Here is a 16,612-nt window from a genome sequence, read left to right as displayed (position 1 = left end):
AGCATCATGAACACAGGGACGATCCGGTGCGTAAAGTGGGCGGTCATCTTGCTGCTGGTGTGCCAGAGCGCGTGGGCTGCCCCCCTGCTACAGGCGCTACGGGTGACGCCAGTGGGCGGCGATCATCTGGTTCTGGCGCTTGATTTCAATGAAGCCGTGAATGAGGTGCGTGACCTGCGCGAAGGCGGAGGTCGTCAGCTTAGAGTGCATCTGGCTGGCGCCGATGGTCGTTTGGAGCAAAATCCCTTGCCGGTGAATCGCGCGGGTGTCGAAAAGGTGCAGGTGGTCAAGGTCTCCGGCGGGCTGGATGTGCTGGTGGCGCTGGATGCGACGGTGACCCATCAGGTGATGAAGCAGGGGAAGACTATCGATATCGTGCTGGGCAGCGCGGCTCCGTCGCAGGCTGGCGCAGACAAGCCAGTGCTCAACAGCGTGCGCAGTCTCGATTTTCGCCGTGGCAAGGAGGGGCAGGGGGAGTTTCTGGTTCAGCTCAACAGCACCGCCGCCGCGCTCGATGTGAAAAGTAGCGGACAGACACTGCGGGTTCGTCTGCACCGCACCAGCCTGCCGCAGGAGTGGCTGAGCGTACTCAATGTGCGCGATTTTGCGACGCCGGTGACCCGTATCGAAGCGTCACGGCAGGGAGAGGATGCCCTGTTTGAACTCGCCATTGACGGTCGTTTTGATTATCGCTACGACCAGTCGGGAACGATGCTGGTGGTTCAGGTGGCGCGCAAGCAAGCCGATGCATCCAGCCCCCACTATGGCGGCAAGCCGATTTCCCTGAATTTTCAGAATGTGCCGGTGCGCACCGTGCTGCAGATTATCGCCGATTTTAACCACTTCAATCTGGTCACTACCGACTCGGTGACCGGCAATATCACGCTGCGTCTGGATGGGGTGCCGTGGGAGCAGGCGCTGGATGTGATCCTCAAGGTCAAGGGGCTCGATCGCCGGCTCGATGGCAACATCCTCTTGGTGGCGCCGGCCGAAGAGCTGGCCGCCCGTGAGAAGCAGCAACTGGAGAGTCGTCATCAGGTGGCCGAGCTGGCGCCCTTGGTGACTGAATACCTGCAGGTCAATTATGCCAAGGCAAGCGAAGTGGCGGCCCTGCTCGCTTCTGAAAAAACCTCGCTGCTCTCCAAGCGCGGGGCGGTCAGTCTGGATGAGCGTACCAACATTCTGGTTATCAAGGACACCAGCGAGGTGATCGATAACGTCAAACGGATGCTGAGCCTGCTCGATATTCCGGTGCGGCAGGTGGTGATCGAGGCGCGCATGGTCACTATCGATGACGGTTATGACGAGGCGCTGGGGGTGCGCTGGGGGGTGACCAAGAATGACGGCCACGGCAATAGCACCTCGGGCACCATTGAGGGCAATGATGCCAGTGGTAATAACGATGGTGCGACGACGGCGCGCGGTGATGTGTCCAATCGTCTTAACGTCAATCTGCCGGTGGCCAACGCGGCCGGCTCGTTGGCCTTTCAAGTGGCCAGACTGGCTGATGGTACTCTGCTTGACCTGGAGCTCTCCGCACTGGAAAAAGAGAGCAAGGCCGAGATTATCGCCAGCCCCAGAGTGACCACCGCCAACCAGAAGCCGGCCATGATTGAGCAGGGGACTGAAATCCCCTATGTGGAGTCATCATCCAGCGGCGCTACCTCGGTCACGTTTAAAAAAGCGGTGCTCAGTCTCAAAGTGACGCCACAAATTACGCCGGATAACCGGGTGATCCTGGATTTGACCGTGACCCAGGATACCAAGGGGGAAACCGTCCCGACCGGAACCGGGGATGCGGTCTCGATCAACGCCCAATCCATTACCACCCAGGTGCTGGTGGATAACGGCGAAACCTTGGTGCTGGGCGGTATTTACCAGCAGACGGTGAAGAGTGATGTGAGCAAAGTGCCGCTGCTCGGCGACATCCCCGGGCTCGGGATTTTGTTTCGTAAAACCGTCAGTGAAAACAAAAAACGTGAGCTGCTGATCTTCGTCACACCCCGCATTGTGACAGACGTTCTATGACCTACTAACAGGGAGGCCCGGCCGGTTATGCGGCAGGGCTTCTGTCTCTGCGGTTGCCAGCCCCTGTGTCAACTGAGATAATCCCCCGTCTGATCCATCGTAAGATGAGGTTCATTGGTGTCCCTGAGGCCTCCTGCCCAGGGTCTTACTGTATGTAATGACTAACGAAAGAACATGGCTGAAAAACGCAATATTTTCCTGGTAGGTCCCATGGGTGCGGGCAAGAGCACCATCGGCAGACATCTGGCTGAGCAGCTCCATATGGAGTTTTACGACTCCGATCAGGAAATCGAGCGCCGCAGCGGAGCCGACATCGGCTGGGTGTTTGATGTTGAAGGGGAAGAGGGATTCCGTATCCGCGAAGAGCGCATGATAGGAGAACTCTCTGAAATGCAGGGTATCGTGCTGGCAACTGGTGGTGGAGCCATCAAGAGCCGCGAAACCCGTAACCGTCTGTCGGCCCGTGGCATCGTGGTCTATCTCGAGACCACTATCGAAAAACAGCTGGCCCGTACTCAACGCGATAAGCGTCGTCCGCTGCTGCAGACCGATGATCCGCGCTCTGTGCTGGAGCGTCTGGCCGAAGAACGCAATCCGCTCTATCAAGAGGTGGCCGATTTTGTGGTCCACACCGATGAACAGAGCGCCAAACTGGTGGCGAACCAGATCGTCAAACTGATCGGTATGTAATCCGGGGAGTACCATGGAAAGGTTGGTCGTTGAATTGGGTGAGCGCTCCTATCCCATCGTGATCGGGGCAGGGCTGCTGCGTCAGCCTGAGCTGTATCGTGAGGTGATTCGGGGCAAGCGGGTGATGGTGGTGACCAACGAAACGGTGGCGCCGCTCTATCTCGAGACTGTGCTGGCCCAGCTTGGCGACTATCGGGTGGATACGCTGGTGCTGCCCGACGGCGAGGCGCACAAAAACCTGGAAACCTTTGAACGGGTGATGAGTGCACTACTCGACGGCAACCATGGTCGTGATACGACCCTGATTGCGCTCGGTGGTGGTGTGATCGGTGATCTGGTGGGATTCGCTGCGGCCTGTTATCAGCGCGGCGTGCCTTTTGTGCAGATCCCGACCACTCTGCTTTCCCAGGTTGACTCGTCGGTCGGCGGCAAAACGGCCGTTAACCATCCGCTTGGCAAGAACATGATCGGGGCCTTCTACCAGCCCAAGTCGGTCATTATCGATACCGATTGTCTTGCCACGCTGCCCGAGCGTGAATTTGCGGCCGGTATGGCCGAAGTGATCAAATACGGCATCATCTGGGATTACGCCTTCTTTACCTGGCTTGAAGACAATATGACAGCCCTGCAGCGACTCGATGGTGAGGCCCTGACCCACGCCATTATGCGCTGCTGTTCCATCAAGGCCGATGTGGTCGCCCAGGATGAGACCGAGAACGGGGTGCGAGCCCTGCTCAATCTCGGTCACACCTTTGGCCACGCCATTGAAGCTGAGATGGGCTATGGCAACTGGCTGCACGGTGAGGCGGTGGCCGCCGGCACCATGCAGGCAGCTGACACGGCGGTGCTGTGCGGCATGATGAGCGAGAGCGAGCGTGACCGTATTCGCCAGCTGCTGCTGGCGGCCCATCTGCCGGTGCATGCACCGCAGGAGATGGATTTTGACGCCTTTATCCGCCACATGCGGCGTGACAAAAAGGTGCTGGAAGGACGCCTGCGGCTGGTTCTGCCGCGTGGTATCGGGGCGGCCGAGGTGACCTCTGCGGTGACCGAGGCGCAGTTGTCCCAGATCATCGAGCGTGGTCGTGCCTGACATGAAACAGTTGCAGCTGCCGAGCCAGCGCCAGCTGGTGGAGCGGCTGCTCCACCTCATCGAATTCAATCACCCCTTTGCCCTGTTGGCCGGTTCAGCAGGCTCGGGGCGTTCTATGTTGCTGGAGCTGCTCAATGAGCGCATCCCCGAGCAACTACGCACGGTTTCACTGATTGCCAATGGGGCAATGAAGATGGAACAGGTGCGCGAATACCTGCTGCGCCAGATGGTGCCCCAACCCCTGTTCAACGCTGCCGATTCGCTCGCTGACAGCTTTCTGCGTATGGCCGAAGGCAAGCGGCTGCAACTGGCGATCCTCATCGATAACCTCGATGCACTGCCACGCGAGCTGTTAGGTGAGCTGTGGGAGCTGATGCTGGCCAATGATCGCCTGCCCCAGCCGCACAAGCTGTCCGTGGTGGTCACCTGCCAGGAGAGTTGGTGCCAGCAGCAGATGGGCGCACTCAAGGGGCGAGCGATGCCGCCCTTGATGGTGGAGATTGCCCCCCTGTCGCCGCCCGAACAGAAGATTTTTCTCTACGAGAAGGGCAATCAGCTCAAGGTGCCCTCCTTGCTGTTAACCAAGGAGAAGGTGGTCGAGATCCTGGCAAAAGCCAAAGGGCACCCGGCCACTATCATGATGTCTCTGGAGGATTTGATGACAGACCGACGCCCGCGTAAACGTCCCGAGGCTTTCCCGATCCGCAAAGCGGCCATTATTCTGGCTGCCGTGGCGCTGGGCCTGCTTGGCTTGACCTATTTGGTCCCCTCTTTCATGGGGGATAACAAACCGGCCGACGCCCAGGTTGAGCATCCAGGCGGCACCTTGCCTCCGCCTATCACCGATTCGACTCTGGCAACCGATAGCTCGGCAGTCTCGGGCGCTGCGTCCGGCAGTGCTGCTAGCCAGCCAGCCAACAGCAACGGGGTGGCGCAGGATTGGAAGAGCGATCAATCCACGCTGCCTAATCAGGTTTCCGATCAGACCGTCACTACCCAGAGCCAGAATTACGAAGGCCGCCGCGTGGTCATCGCCGACGAAGTGGTGGAAAAACTGATGACCAAGCCGCCGGTCAGTGGCGCCCTGCCCACTGACGTGGAAAAGGCGGTGGTCCCGGGCAAGGAAGTGGTTACTATCCCCGAACCTGCGGCGGCTGTGCCCAAGCCGGCGACAACGGCCCCGGCGCCGAGGACCAGCGTGGTTGCGGCTCCGGCCGCCTCCGGCGCCTTGACGCTGACCCCCAAGGCCACCCTCAATGCCAAGAGCAGCAGTCACTTCACCGTGCAACTGATGGGTGCCAGCAATCTGGCCGCTGTCGAGAGTTTTGTCTCTACCCACAATTTGGCTGGCAAGGTGTGGGTGTACCAGACCCAGTTCCGTGGCAATCCGTGGTACGTGGTGATCGATGGCGATCACGGCTCCCTGGCTAAGGCCCGCTCGGCGATTCAGGCTCTGCCGCCGGCGCTGCTCAAAGAGCAGCCCTGGCCCAAGTCATTTGCCCAGGTGAAGAAAGAACTGAAGAAATAGCCAAGCAAAGGGGGTAAACTCCGCCCCCTTTTCGAGCCTCATCGCACACTGGACTCTCATGAAAAAAACACGCGCCTTCCTGAAGTGGGCGGGGGGAAAGTTCTCCCTGATCGAAGAGATTTCCGAGCGCCTGCCACCGGGGCGCGTGTTGCTTGAGCCTTTTGTCGGAGCGGGATCGGTGTTTCTCAACACCGATTATGAGGAGTACGTGCTCAATGACATCAATCCGCATCTCATCGATTTCTACAACCACCTCAAGCAGAGTCCGGATCGGCTGATTGCCGAGGCGCGGCGCTGGTTTGAGAGCGAGCACAACAACAAGGCGGCCTACTACCGTCTGCGTACCCAGTTTAATGGCTGCACTGACAGTTTTGAGCGCTCCCAGCTGTTTCTCTATTTGAACCGGCACGGCTTCAATGGTCTGTGCCGCTACAACAAAAAGGGCGGCTTCAACGTCCCCTTTGGCTCGTACAAAAAGCCCTACTTCCCGGAAAAAGAGCTGTGGCAGTTTGCCGAGAAGGCGCAGCGAGCCACCTTCATCTGCGAAAACTACGCCGATGCCATGGCCCGCGCCGAGAGCGACTGGGTGGTCTATTGCGATCCTCCCTACGCCCCGCTCTCAACCACGGCCAGCTTCACCACCTATGCCGCTGGCGGCTTTACGCTGGACGATCAGGCGGTGCTGGCTCGTCTGGCGCGCCATACTGCCGCCGAGAAAGGGGTTCCGGTGCTGATCAGTAACCACGATATCGAGCTGACCCGCGAGCTCTATCGCGGTGCCCGCCTCGATGAGGTGCAGGTCAAACGCACCATCAGCCGTAACGGTGGTGGTCGCAACAAGGTGGCCGAGTTGCTGGCTCTCTATCCGCCCGGGATTTCCCCCGAGCAGGGCTGGTATCCGCAGGAGCCACAGGCGGATGTGATCACGCCGGTGTGATTCGGCCTCGTCTCGCTGTGGGGTTTGCGGTAAAATTGCGCCGTTTTTTCGCCTAGCAGCCAATGGATGATGCCGATGAACGACTTTCTGATCGCCCCCTCTATCCTCTCCGCCGATCTCGCCCGTCTGGGTGAGGATGTGGCCAAGGTGCTGGCCGCCGGGGCCGATGTGGTGCACTTCGATGTGATGGACAACCACTACGTCCCCAATCTGACCTTTGGTCCCATGGTTTGCCAGGCGCTGCGCGACTACGGCATCAAGGCCATGATTGATGTGCACCTGATGGTGAAGCCGGTGGATCGCATTATTCCCGATTTTGCCAAGGCCGGTGCCTCGCTCATCACCTTCCACCCAGAAGCCTCTGACCACGTAGACCGCTCCCTGGCCCTTATCAAGGAGCAGGGTTGCCAGGCTGGTCTGGTGCTCAATCCCGCCACCCCGCTGACCTGCCTTGAGTATGTGATGGACAAGCTGGACGTGATCCTGCTGATGTCGGTCAACCCGGGCTTTGGTGGTCAGAGCTTTATTCCGGGCACCCTTGCCAAGCTGCGTCAGGTGCGCGAATTGGTCGAGCGCAGTGGTCGCAACATCCGCATCGAGATCGATGGCGGTGTGAAGGTCGATAACATCCGTGAAATTGCCGAAGCCGGTGCCGACATGTTTGTGGCTGGCTCGGCTATTTTCGGCAAGCCCGATTACAAGGCGGTGATCGACCAGATGCGCGCGGAGCTGGCCCATGTCCGTCGCTGAACGTCCCTTTGATCTGGTGCTGTTCGATCTCGATGGCACCCTGATCGACAGTGCGCCACAACTGGCCTTGGCGGTGAATCGTATGCTGGCCGATTGCGGTTTTGCCACCGCCCCGGAAGCCACGGTGCGCACCTGGGTTGGCAATGGTGCCGACAAGCTGGTCAAGCGTGCACTGGCCCATGCCGGTGCCGACGAGGCGCTGTTTGCCACGGCGCGCCCCCTGTTTGGCGATCACTATCAGGCTTGTCTGCTCGACGGTCTTGAGATGTATGCCGGCGTGGCTGCCACCTTGCAGCGCCTGCACGTAGCCGGCTATCAGCTGGCTATCGTCACCAACAAGCCAAGCGATTATGTGGCGCCGATCCTCGACGCGCTGGGGATCAGCTCGCTCTTCTCGCTCTGGCTCGGTGGCAACAGCCTGCCACAGAAAAAGCCGGATCCGGCCCCCTTGCTGCACGCCTGCCACGAGCTAGCCATCCCGGTATCGCGCACCCTGATGGTGGGCGATTCGGAAAACGACGTGCTGGCTGCCCGCGCTGCCGCAATGCCGGTGGTGGCGCTGACTTACGGTTACAACTACGGGCGCGATATCGCCGATTCGCACCCTGACTGGTTATTTGATCACTTCTGCGGGCTGGATTCGATTCTGCCCTGATAAGGATTTTCGCAATGGCTAAACCAATTGTTTTGAGTGGCGCACAGCCCTCCGGCCAACTGACCATCGGCAACTACATGGGTGCCCTGCGTCAGTGGGTCAACATGCAGAACGATTACGACTGCCTCTACTGCATCGTCGACATGCATGCTATTACCGTGCGTCAGGATGCCCAGGCTCTGCGCAAGGCCTGTCTGGATGCGGCTGCGCTCTATATGGCCGTTGGCATCGACCCGTCCAAGAGTACCGTCTTTATCCAGTCGCACGTGCCGCAGCACGCCGAGCTTGGCTGGGTGCTCAACTGCTATACCCAGATGGGCGAGCTGTCGCGCATGACCCAGTTCAAGGACAAGTCGGCCCGCTACGAGAACAACGTCAACGTCGGTCTGTTTGGTTATCCGGTGCTGATGGCCGCTGACATCCTGCTGTATCAGGCTAACCAAGTGCCGGTCGGTAATGACCAGAAGCAGCACCTCGAGCTGACCCGTGACGTCGCCTACCGCTTCAACAGCCTGTATGGCGATGTGTTCACCATGCCGGAGCCTTTCATTCCGCCGGAAGGGGCGCGGGTGATGAGCCTGCAGGATCCGACCAAGAAGATGTCCAAGTCCGATGACAACGAGGCCAATTTTATCGGTCTGCTGGAAGATCCCAAGCAGGTTGCCAAGAAGATCAAGCGCGCGGTGACGGATTCTGACAATCCGCCGGTCGTGCGTTTTGATGTGGACAACAAGCCGGGTGTCTCTAACTTGCTCACCCTGATGTCGGGCGCGACCGATCGCTCCATCCCCGAACTGGTCGAACATTTTGATGGCAAAATGTACGGCCATCTCAAGGGCGAGTGCGCCGATGCCGTGGTGGCGCTGCTTGAGCCAATTCAGGCCCGCTTCCACGAACTGCGTCAGGATGAGCCGCTGCTGCAGTCAATTTTGGCTGACGGAGCACAAAAGGCGCGTGAAAGAGCTGAAAAAACCCTTGCCAGCGTATATGATGTGATCGGCTTCGTTCCTCGAGCCTGACATACTGGGAAGGTGTAGTAGAAGAGAGCCGGGTTCGTGACCTGGCTTTCTTTGTTTTAGCCACCCACAATTAATTCAGCCACAAGGTACCATCCCTTGTCGTCGTATGGTTCACAATCTGTCGAGATCGCATGACTGCCCAATCCGAAGTACCCATGACTGAGCTGGAAGACAAAGGTCACTGGCTGCGTAAATTTCGTAAAGCGAAAAACGCCAACACCCTGCAACTGATGGTCTCCAATGCCATCGATCGCCATCACCAAGAGACCTCCGTTGCCGCCGCCATCTATCTGGCCGAATGCCAACGCGAGCGCGAACTGGAACAAGGTCGCCTGCTCGATCGCTGATGCTGCTGCTGATCGATAACTACGACTCCTTCACCTGGAACCTGGTGCAATATTTTGGCGCGCTGGGCGAGCAGGTGGAGGTGCGACGTAATGATGCCATTAGCCTGACTGACATTGAGGCCATGGCGCCGGATCATCTGGTGATCTCTCCCGGCCCCTGTACACCTAATGAGGCTGGGATATCGCTCGCTGCCATCCGTCATTTTGCCGGGCGTCTGCCCATTCTCGGCGTTTGTCTTGGCCATCAGGCGCTGGCGCAGGTGTTTGGCGCGCGGGTAGTGCGGGCGCGCCAAGTGATGCACGGCAAAACCTCGCTGATTGGCCACGATGGCCGTGGCGTGTTTGGCGGCCTCTGTAATCCACTCACCGTCACCCGTTATCACTCCCTGATTGTCGAGCGTGACAGCTTGCCCGATTGCTTCGAGATCACCGCTTGGAGTCTGGATGAATCAGGGGCGCCAGACGAGATCATGGGGCTGCGCCACACGCATCTCGATATCGAAGGCGTTCAGTTCCATCCGGAGAGCATCATGAGCCAGCAGGGTCATGAACTGCTGGCCAATTTCCTGCAAAAACGCTGATTTTTGTGATTCCCCGCTCAATAAATCCCTCTTTTTTCGCCCTTTCTAACTGAAATTTTATTCATCTCTTCTCTGCGCCACATTTGGCGCTTGCCAAGATGGCATGCTCCGTTATGCAATGGGGCTGCCTAATTTCTCAGTGCTGGTCGAGTTTTGTTCGCCCTGAGTGGCTAGGTTGCAGACTTTTTTCTATTTATTTGTGATAATCCAGCCGTGTTTACACGGATTTAACTTTTCGGTGGTTGATTATCCTGATCGCCACCTGCAAGGAGTCAGCTATGTCAGAGCAAGTGACACGTGAACTGTTTGATGAAGTGATGGTCCCCAACTATGCGCCAGCCAAGGTGATTCCGGTGCGTGGTCAGGGCTCACGTGTCTGGGATCAGGAAGGCCGCGAGTTCGTCGATTTCGCCGGTGGGATTGCGGTCAGTGGCTTGGGTCACTGCCATCCGGCGCTGGTAGAGGCCCTCAAGACTCAGGGTGAAAAGCTCTGGCACCTCTCCAACGTCATGACCAACGAGCCGGCGCTGCGCCTGGCTAAAAAACTGGTCGATGCCACTTTCGCCGAGAAGGTGTTCTTCTGTAACTCCGGTGGTGAAGCTAACGAAGCGGCGTTCAAGCTGGCCCGCCGTTACGCCATCGACGAGTTCGGTGCGCACAAGACCCAGATCATCGCTTTTACCCAGGCGTTCCACGGTCGCACCTTCTTTACCGTGAGTGTCGGGGGACAGGCAAGTTACTCTGACGGTTTTGGTCCCAAGCCCGGTGACATCACCCACGTGCCTTACAACGATCTGGCTGCGCTCGAAGCCATTATCTCGGACAACACCTGCGCCGTGGTGATGGAGCCGCTGCAGGGCGAGGGCGGCATCATCAGCCCGACGCCTGAGTTTGCCCGTGGCGTGCGTGAGCTGTGCGACAAGCACAACGCCCTGTTGGTGTTTGATGAAGTGCAGTCCGGCATGGGGCGTACCGGCGAGCTGTATGCCTATATGGGACTTGGCGTGACGCCGGACATCCTGACCAGTGCCAAGGCGCTGGGCGGCGGCTTCCCCATCGGTGCCATGCTGACCACGACCAAAATTGCCGCCCATTTCAAGGTGGGCACGCACGGTTCGACCTATGGCGGCAACCCGCTGGCCTGCGCCGTGGCTGAAGCGGCACTCGACACCATCAATACCCCGGCGGTGCTTAATGGCGTCAAGCAACGGGAACAGTGGATGCGTGAAGGGCTCGAAGCTATTAACGCCAAATACCACTGCTTTAGCGAGATCCGTGGCAAGGGGATGCTGATTGGTGCCGTGCTCAACGAGCAGTATCAAGGCCGCTCCCGCGATTTTCTGACCGCCAGTGTCGATCAGGGTCTGCTGGCGCTGGTTGCCGGTGCCAGTGTGGTGCGTTTTGCCCCGTCACTGATTATTCCAGAGCAGGATATTCGCGAAGGGCTGGCCCGCTTTGAGAAGGCGGTTGCCCACGTCGTCGGAGCCTGATCCTGGTATGGGGCGGGGAGTCCATCCCGGCAGGAGCCGGGATCCCCGCCTGTCGTCCATAAAGGGAGTTATCTCATGTTGGTTATCCGCCCCATAGAACAGAAGGATTTTGCCGGACTGAAGACCTGTGCCATCGAATCCGGCACTGGCATGACCTCGCTGCCGGTCAATGATGAGCTGTTGCAGCGCAAGATTGACGCCTCCACGCAGACCTTCTCGGACAAGCCTGCCGGCAAGGGTGATTGCCTCTATTTCTTCGTGGCCGAAGATTTGGAAACCGGCCAGATGGTCGGGACCTGTGCCATCGATGCTGCTGTCGGACTCTCCCAGCCTTTCTACAACTACCACATCGGCAAGGTGGTGCACTCGTCGCCCAAGCTCGGCATCTATAACGTGGTCGAGACGCTGACGCTCTCCAATGATTACACCGGCAGCAGCGAGCTCTGTACCCTGTTTTTGCGCGAGTGTGCTCGTGAGGGGCAAAACGGTCGGCTGCTCTCCAAGCACCGCTTTCTGTTTATGGCCGAGCACCCCGAACTGTTTGATAACACCGTCTTTGCCGAGATGCGCGGTGTCTCGGACGAGCGTGGTCACAGCCCCTTTTACGAGTGGTTGCAGACTCACTTCTTCTCGCTCGATTTCCCGACCGTGGACTATCTGACCGGCATCGGCAAAAAACGCTTTATCGCCGAGCTGATGCCCAAATACCCCATCTATGTAAACTTGCTCTCCGATGCGGCGCGCGCTGTCATTGGCAAGACCCACGAAAAAACCCGCCCGGCGATCCGCATGCTGCAAAACGAAGGGTTCGTGAACCGCGGCTATGTGGACATCTTCGATGCTGGCCCGGCCGTGGAGTGCGAGTTGCACAACATACACAGCGTGCGCAACAGCCGCCGTTTGCGCGTGCAGGTAGGAGATCCTATCGGCGGACACCCCTTTCTTATCTGCAACACCCGTTTTGGTCAGTACCGAGCAGCCTATGGCACCATCGGCGTCAATGTGGATGCCCACGAAGCGATCCTGCCGGCCAAGCTGGCCGCCGCCCTCAAGGTGCAGGATGGCGATATGGTGCGGGTGGTCGAACTCGAACAATGATGTCGGGCAGGCGTTGCCTGCCCCAATCCGGAGACAATGGAATGCAAGTACAGCTGATGGATGGCCAGTGGCTGGCCGGTGAGGGTGCGGAGTTTGTCTCGGTCGATCCGGCCAAGGGACAGGTGATCTGGCGTGGACGCGCAGCCAGTGCCACTCAGGTTGATGCTGCTGTGCAGGCGGCGCGCCGGGCGTTTTATCTGTGGGCCGATCTGCCTCTGGCAGAGCGCATTGCCGTGGTGACCCGCTTCGCCGAGTTGCTCGGTGTGCACAAGGAGTCGCTGGCACTGACCATCGCCCGCGAAACCGGCAAGCCTCTGTGGGAGACCCGCACCGAAGTGGCGGCCATGCAGGGCAAGATTGCTATCTCGATCAAGGCACATAGCGAGCGCACCGGCACGGTGGAGAACCCGATGCCGGGGGCCAAGGCTTACGTGCGCCACAAGCCCCATGGCGTGGTGGCCGTGTTCGGCCCCTACAATTTCCCGGGCCACCTGCCTAACGGCCACATAGTCCCGGCCCTGATCGCTGGCAACACTGTGGTGTTCAAGCCTTCTGAGCTCACCCCCATGGTGGCCGAAGAGACGCTCAAGATCTGGCTGGAGGCAGGATTGCCAGCCGGCGTCATCAATCTGGTACAGGGTGAGGTTGAAACTGGAAAGGCGCTGGCAGGCCACCCGGGCATCGATGGACTGTTTTTCACCGGCTCGTCACGCACCGGTCACCTGCTGCATGAGCAGTTTGCCGGTCAGCCGGGTAAGATCCTGGCGCTCGAGATGGGTGGCAACAATCCGCTGATCGTCAAAGATGTGAGCGATATCGACGGCGCCGTGCACGCCATTATCCAGTCGGCCTTTGTGACCTCGGGCCAGCGCTGCACCTGCTCGCGTCGCCTGTTTATCGAACGCGGTAGCGTCGGGGATGCCCTGCTGGCGCGCCTGCGTGAGGTAGTGAGCCACATCAGTGTCGGCTTCTACGATGCGACCGTGCAGCCGTTTATGGGTGCCATGATCAGCGAAAAGGCAGCGCTCGGCATGGTAGAGGCGCAGGCGAAGCTCAAGGCGCTGGGTGGCGAAGTGCTGCTCGAACTCAAGCATCTGACGCCTGGCACCGGTTTTGTATCGCCCGGCATGATTGACGTCACTGCGGTGGCAGCCCTGCCGGACGAGGAGTATTTCGGCCCGCTGCTGCAGGTGATCCGCTTTGCTGATTTCGATGCGGCCATTGATCTTGCCAACGCCACTCGTTACGGCCTCTCGGCGGGGCTGCTCGGGGATAGTGAGGCGGACTGGCAGCACTTTTTCAAGCGCATTCGCGCCGGCATCGTCAACTGGAACAAGCCGCTGACTGGCGCTTCCAGCGCAGCTCCCTTTGGCGGGATCGGTGCTTCCGGGAATCACCGCGCCAGCGCCTATTACGCAGCCGATTATTGCGCCTACCCGGTTGCCTCGGTTGAGGAGAGCAAAGCCAGCATGCCAGAGCAGCTGTCGCCGGGATTGCGCTTCTGAACCTGCGAGCGGGGCTAGCCGCCCCGCCGTTACCCGACAAGCAAAGGAGTGAGCGATGAATAAGGATATCGAGACACTGTTTGGCCACCTATGGGATCAGTACATCCTGGTCACGCCAAGCGCGCCCAAGGTGCACGCACTGCTCGGTGGTGGCGAGCCCATCGTCAATGACCATGTGGCGTTTCGTACCTTTAACCTGCCGGGGCTGGGTCTGGACACGCTGGCGGCCCATTTTCTGGCACTGGGGTATGAGGAGAAAGGGCAGTATCAGTTCAAGGCTAAAAAACTCAACGCCAAGCACTTTGAGCATGCCGACCCCGATGCTCCCAAGGTGTTTATCAGCGAGCTGAACGTCGAGGAGCTCTCGGCGCCGGCGCAGGCCATCATTCACCAGCTGGTCGCTCAGGTGCCCGCCACTCTGGCTGACTCACCCGCCTTTCTCTATGGCGGTGCGCCCTGGCAGGTCGCTCATGGCGACTATCTGACTCTGCTGGCCGAGAGCGAATATGCAGCTTGGATGGCTGCGTGGGGTTATCGAGCCAACCATTTCACGGTCAGCATCAACCGGCTACGGGATTTTGCCACCATTGAGTCGGTCAATGCGGCGCTGAAGGCGGCCGGGTTTCGACTCAATGGGGTGGGCGGCGAGATCAAGGGCGATCCACAGGTGATGCTGGAGCAATCCTCCACCATGGCCGATCAGGCCGAGGTGATGTTCAGCGATGGCGTGCAGCGTATTCCCAGCTGTTTCTACGAGTTTGCTCTGCGCTATCCGCAACCAGACGGCACCCTGTATCCGGGCTTTGTCGAAGCCTCGGCTGACAAGATTTTCGAATCGACCAACGTCAAGGGATAAGGCTCTCGGCGGATGGTATGACATGAAGGGCGCCCCATACAGGGGCGCCTTGTTATGGTGGCAGCACTAGAAGAAGTAGCTCACCAGTAGCGTATGAAATTCGCCGCCCGGATTGGCGTCATACAGGTTGCTGTTGGACATGTGCTCGTACTGATAACCCACCAGCCAGCGGTCGGCAAAGCGATAGCCGACACCCAGACCGCTGGTAAACTGAATATGTCCACCATAATCGAGATGATCATGATTGTGGCTAAAGCGGTATTTGCTGAGCCAGATCGCATCGAGTGGAATCCATACCCGCCAGTTTTCCCACTGACAGTAAGCACTCCCGCCGCCACCGACCCGGATTGCGCGGTCGCTCTCCACCTCCATGGCGCCGGCGCGCAGCCCGAGCGCCAATCCGCAGGGGGAATCCCCCCATTGCCAGACTGACTGTTGCCACCTGATATCGACGGTCTGGCTATCAAAGCCGCTGTGTTTGAACTCTTGTCCAAGTCGCAGCGTCATCGCACTCTCTTGCGCCTGTACCTGGCTTCCTGCCATAAGCAGCATAAAGGCCGTAACAACTCCCTTGTTATGCATAAATCCCCCAATCCACGGTAAGCGTTTAATGTGATGCGTGGTGCGTACTTTATGCATAGTCAAACGACTCTTTGCTTGTCAAAGGAGGTCACTGGGAAAGTTACGATTTGAGAGCTGACTTGCAGAATAAAATCATACGGTTAAAGAGACGATAGGGTAGGACAGTCGTGGTCAGATGAGCCGATAGTGACGGGGCGGGAGGCGAGAGTGCCGAGTGCGACCCCAGCTGCTTGATTTGCATTGAGACAACATAATCTTTACCCAATCCTGACAATGGCGCTGAGCACCTTTGGGTAACATGCAGAGACTTGGCTTTATCAGGCCCGCGGATCTGTTTGCGCGTCGTCCCATCCGGCGCAAGGAGCATTTGATGAAATTCGTTTTTCCCATGTTGTTTGCGGTGATGGCCTTCACGGCTGGTGCTGCAGAAAGTGGTATGCCACCAGGGCCGCACGAGATGCCGGCTGCGATGAAAGCGGCCTTTGATATCTGCAAGAAGAGCGGTCGCCCCGGTGATAGCAAGTTTGAAGCCTGTATGGCCAGCAAGGGATTCAAACGCCCGGATGGTCCGCGCCCCCCGGCCGATGAAAACGGCCCGAGCGCAGGTATCTCCCCGGAATAATGACTCCACTTATCGCGGGACGGATTGGGACCTTTCCCCATTTGCACGGCAGCCGTTGGCTCTGGTGCAAACTCGGTCCGTATCCCGCACTCTCTTAATCTGGCATTCTCCCGGTGTGGCTAGCGGGCTTGCACTGTTCCCTGCACTGCCAGCAGTGCCTTGAGGCCCGCCGCTTCTGCGGCCTGCATACCAGCCTCGGTATCTTCAATCACCAGACAGCGCCCGGCGGGTAGAGCCAGCAGCTCTAGCACCCGCAGGAAGATATCCGGCGCTGGTTTGGGCCGGGCAACCTCATCACCACAAACCACCACATCGAAATAAGCCGCCAGTCCGTTGTGCTGCAAGATAGCCTCTACCTGCCGGCGCGGCGAGCCGGTGCCTATCGCCAGCTTGCGCTGACCGTGATGGGTCTTAAGCAGTGTCAGCATGGTCGCAAAAGGGTGAATTTCGGCGATTCGCTCTTCATAAATCGCCACTTTACGCCGGGTAAAGGCGGTTATGTCGAGTGTCAGCGACGCTTGCCCGGCCACCTGCTGCAAAAATTCCCGGGTCGGTATCTCGATATTGGCCAGCCACTGCGCTGGCGAAATGGGCAACTGCCACTCGGCAGAGGCCTGCAAGCGGGCGGCGTGGTGCAAGGGGAGGGAGTCGACCAGGGTTCCATCCAGATCGAAAATCAGGGCATCGTAATCTTCCAGCACGGCATCACCTCGGCGGTTGCGTCAGCTTGCTACCTTAACAGAAAGCCTGACGGTAACTGGCAGTTCGCCCACACTTTGAGCGGTTTTATGACCTTATTCCTTATGTCGGATATAAAGAATGCTTTTTTAT

17 protein-coding genes are annotated in these 16,612 nt (G+C 58.8%); 15 read left to right on the top strand and 2 right to left on the bottom strand.

Annotation, left to right across the window (positions count from 1 at the left end; all coding sequences use genetic code 11):
* Positions 1-6: 6 nt before the first annotated feature.
* The 14 genes from BW958_RS06700 (at position 7) to BW958_RS06635 (ending at position 14,577) form a co-directional block, all read left to right on the top strand.
* The gene (locus tag BW958_RS06700; RefSeq protein ID WP_083687257.1) at positions 7-2,028 is read left to right on the top strand and encodes a type IV pilus secretin PilQ; all 2,022 of its coding nucleotides are present in this window, start codon (positions 7-9) and stop codon (positions 2,026-2,028) included.
* Between the two features lie 174 nt (positions 2,029-2,202).
* Entirely contained in the window at positions 2,203-2,718 is a 516-nt protein-coding gene (aroK, locus tag BW958_RS06695; protein ID WP_076574960.1) for a shikimate kinase AroK, read from the top strand.
* 13 nt (positions 2,719-2,731) lie between these two features.
* The gene (aroB, locus tag BW958_RS06690) at positions 2,732-3,811 is read left to right on the top strand and encodes a 3-dehydroquinate synthase (protein WP_076574959.1); all 1,080 of its coding nucleotides are present in this window, start codon (positions 2,732-2,734) and stop codon (positions 3,809-3,811) included.
* Between the two features lies 1 nt (position 3,812).
* Positions 3,813-5,339 (top strand): SPOR domain-containing protein, encoded by a 1,527-nt coding sequence (locus tag BW958_RS06685; RefSeq protein ID WP_076574958.1) that lies wholly within the window; start codon positions 3,813-3,815, stop codon positions 5,337-5,339.
* A gap of 58 nt (positions 5,340-5,397) precedes the next feature.
* Positions 5,398-6,276: a Dam family site-specific DNA-(adenine-N6)-methyltransferase gene (locus BW958_RS06680; protein ID WP_076574957.1), complete on the top strand. Its 879-nt coding sequence runs from the start codon at positions 5,398-5,400 to the stop codon at positions 6,274-6,276.
* Between the two features lie 75 nt (positions 6,277-6,351).
* Positions 6,352-7,026, top strand: a complete 675-nt coding sequence (rpe, locus tag BW958_RS06675) for a ribulose-phosphate 3-epimerase (RefSeq protein ID WP_076574956.1) — start codon at positions 6,352-6,354, stop codon at positions 7,024-7,026.
* Entirely contained in the window at positions 7,013-7,681 is a 669-nt protein-coding gene (locus tag BW958_RS06670; protein WP_076574955.1) for a phosphoglycolate phosphatase, read from the top strand. Before rpe ends, BW958_RS06670 begins: the two co-directional genes overlap by 14 nt.
* Before the next feature lie 14 nt (positions 7,682-7,695).
* Positions 7,696-8,700 carry a tryptophan--tRNA ligase gene (gene trpS / locus BW958_RS06665; protein WP_076574954.1) on the top strand — a complete coding sequence of 335 codons (1,005 nt, stop codon included), beginning with the start codon at positions 7,696-7,698 and terminating at the stop codon, positions 8,698-8,700.
* A gap of 131 nt (positions 8,701-8,831) precedes the next feature.
* A complete protein-coding gene (locus BW958_RS06660; protein WP_076574953.1) occupies positions 8,832-9,047 on the top strand; it encodes a hypothetical protein in 216 nt (71 codons plus the stop codon).
* Complete coding sequence (locus tag BW958_RS06655) at positions 9,047-9,628, top strand: anthranilate synthase component II (protein ID WP_076574952.1); 582 nt, start codon at positions 9,047-9,049, stop codon at positions 9,626-9,628. Before BW958_RS06660 ends, BW958_RS06655 begins: the two co-directional genes overlap by 1 nt.
* A 278-nt stretch (positions 9,629-9,906) precedes the next feature.
* Positions 9,907-11,118 carry an aspartate aminotransferase family protein gene (locus BW958_RS06650; protein WP_076574951.1) on the top strand — a complete coding sequence of 404 codons (1,212 nt, stop codon included), beginning with the start codon at positions 9,907-9,909 and terminating at the stop codon, positions 11,116-11,118.
* 75 nt (positions 11,119-11,193) lie between these two features.
* Positions 11,194-12,216 carry an arginine N-succinyltransferase gene (gene astA / locus BW958_RS06645; protein WP_076574950.1) on the top strand — a complete coding sequence of 341 codons (1,023 nt, stop codon included), beginning with the start codon at positions 11,194-11,196 and terminating at the stop codon, positions 12,214-12,216.
* A gap of 41 nt (positions 12,217-12,257) precedes the next feature.
* Positions 12,258-13,721, top strand: coding sequence for a succinylglutamate-semialdehyde dehydrogenase (astD, locus tag BW958_RS06640; RefSeq protein ID WP_076574949.1), 1,464 nt, complete (start codon positions 12,258-12,260; stop codon positions 13,719-13,721).
* Positions 13,722-13,776: 55 nt separating this feature from the next.
* A complete protein-coding gene (locus tag BW958_RS06635) occupies positions 13,777-14,577 on the top strand; it encodes a DUF1338 domain-containing protein (RefSeq protein WP_076574948.1) in 801 nt (266 codons plus the stop codon).
* 66 nt (positions 14,578-14,643) lie between these two features.
* On the opposite strand, the gene BW958_RS06630 is transcribed toward BW958_RS06635, so the two are convergent.
* Positions 14,644-15,129, bottom strand: coding sequence for an acyloxyacyl hydrolase (locus BW958_RS06630; RefSeq protein ID WP_179078824.1), 486 nt, complete (start codon positions 15,127-15,129; stop codon positions 14,644-14,646).
* A gap of 400 nt (positions 15,130-15,529) precedes the next feature.
* Here BW958_RS06630 and BW958_RS06625 point away from each other — a divergent pair, with 400 nt between their 5' ends.
* On the top strand, positions 15,530-15,781 hold the full coding sequence (locus BW958_RS06625) for a hypothetical protein (RefSeq protein ID WP_076574947.1): 252 nt from the start codon (positions 15,530-15,532) through the stop codon (positions 15,779-15,781).
* Positions 15,782-15,900: 119 nt separating this feature from the next.
* Here BW958_RS06625 and BW958_RS06620 read toward each other — a convergent pair whose 3' ends face one another.
* Positions 15,901-16,482 (bottom strand): HAD family hydrolase, encoded by a 582-nt coding sequence (locus BW958_RS06620; protein WP_076574946.1) that lies wholly within the window; start codon positions 16,480-16,482, stop codon positions 15,901-15,903.
* Between the last annotated feature and the right edge of the window lie 130 nt (positions 16,483-16,612).

Source organism: Aeromonas sp. RU39B (assembly GCF_900156095.1).
In the GTDB taxonomy this organism is placed as follows: Bacteria; Pseudomonadota; Gammaproteobacteria; order Enterobacterales; family Aeromonadaceae; genus Aeromonas.
The sequence above is the reverse complement of the archived record's forward strand: the minus strand, read 5'-3'. Positions and strand labels throughout refer to the sequence as shown.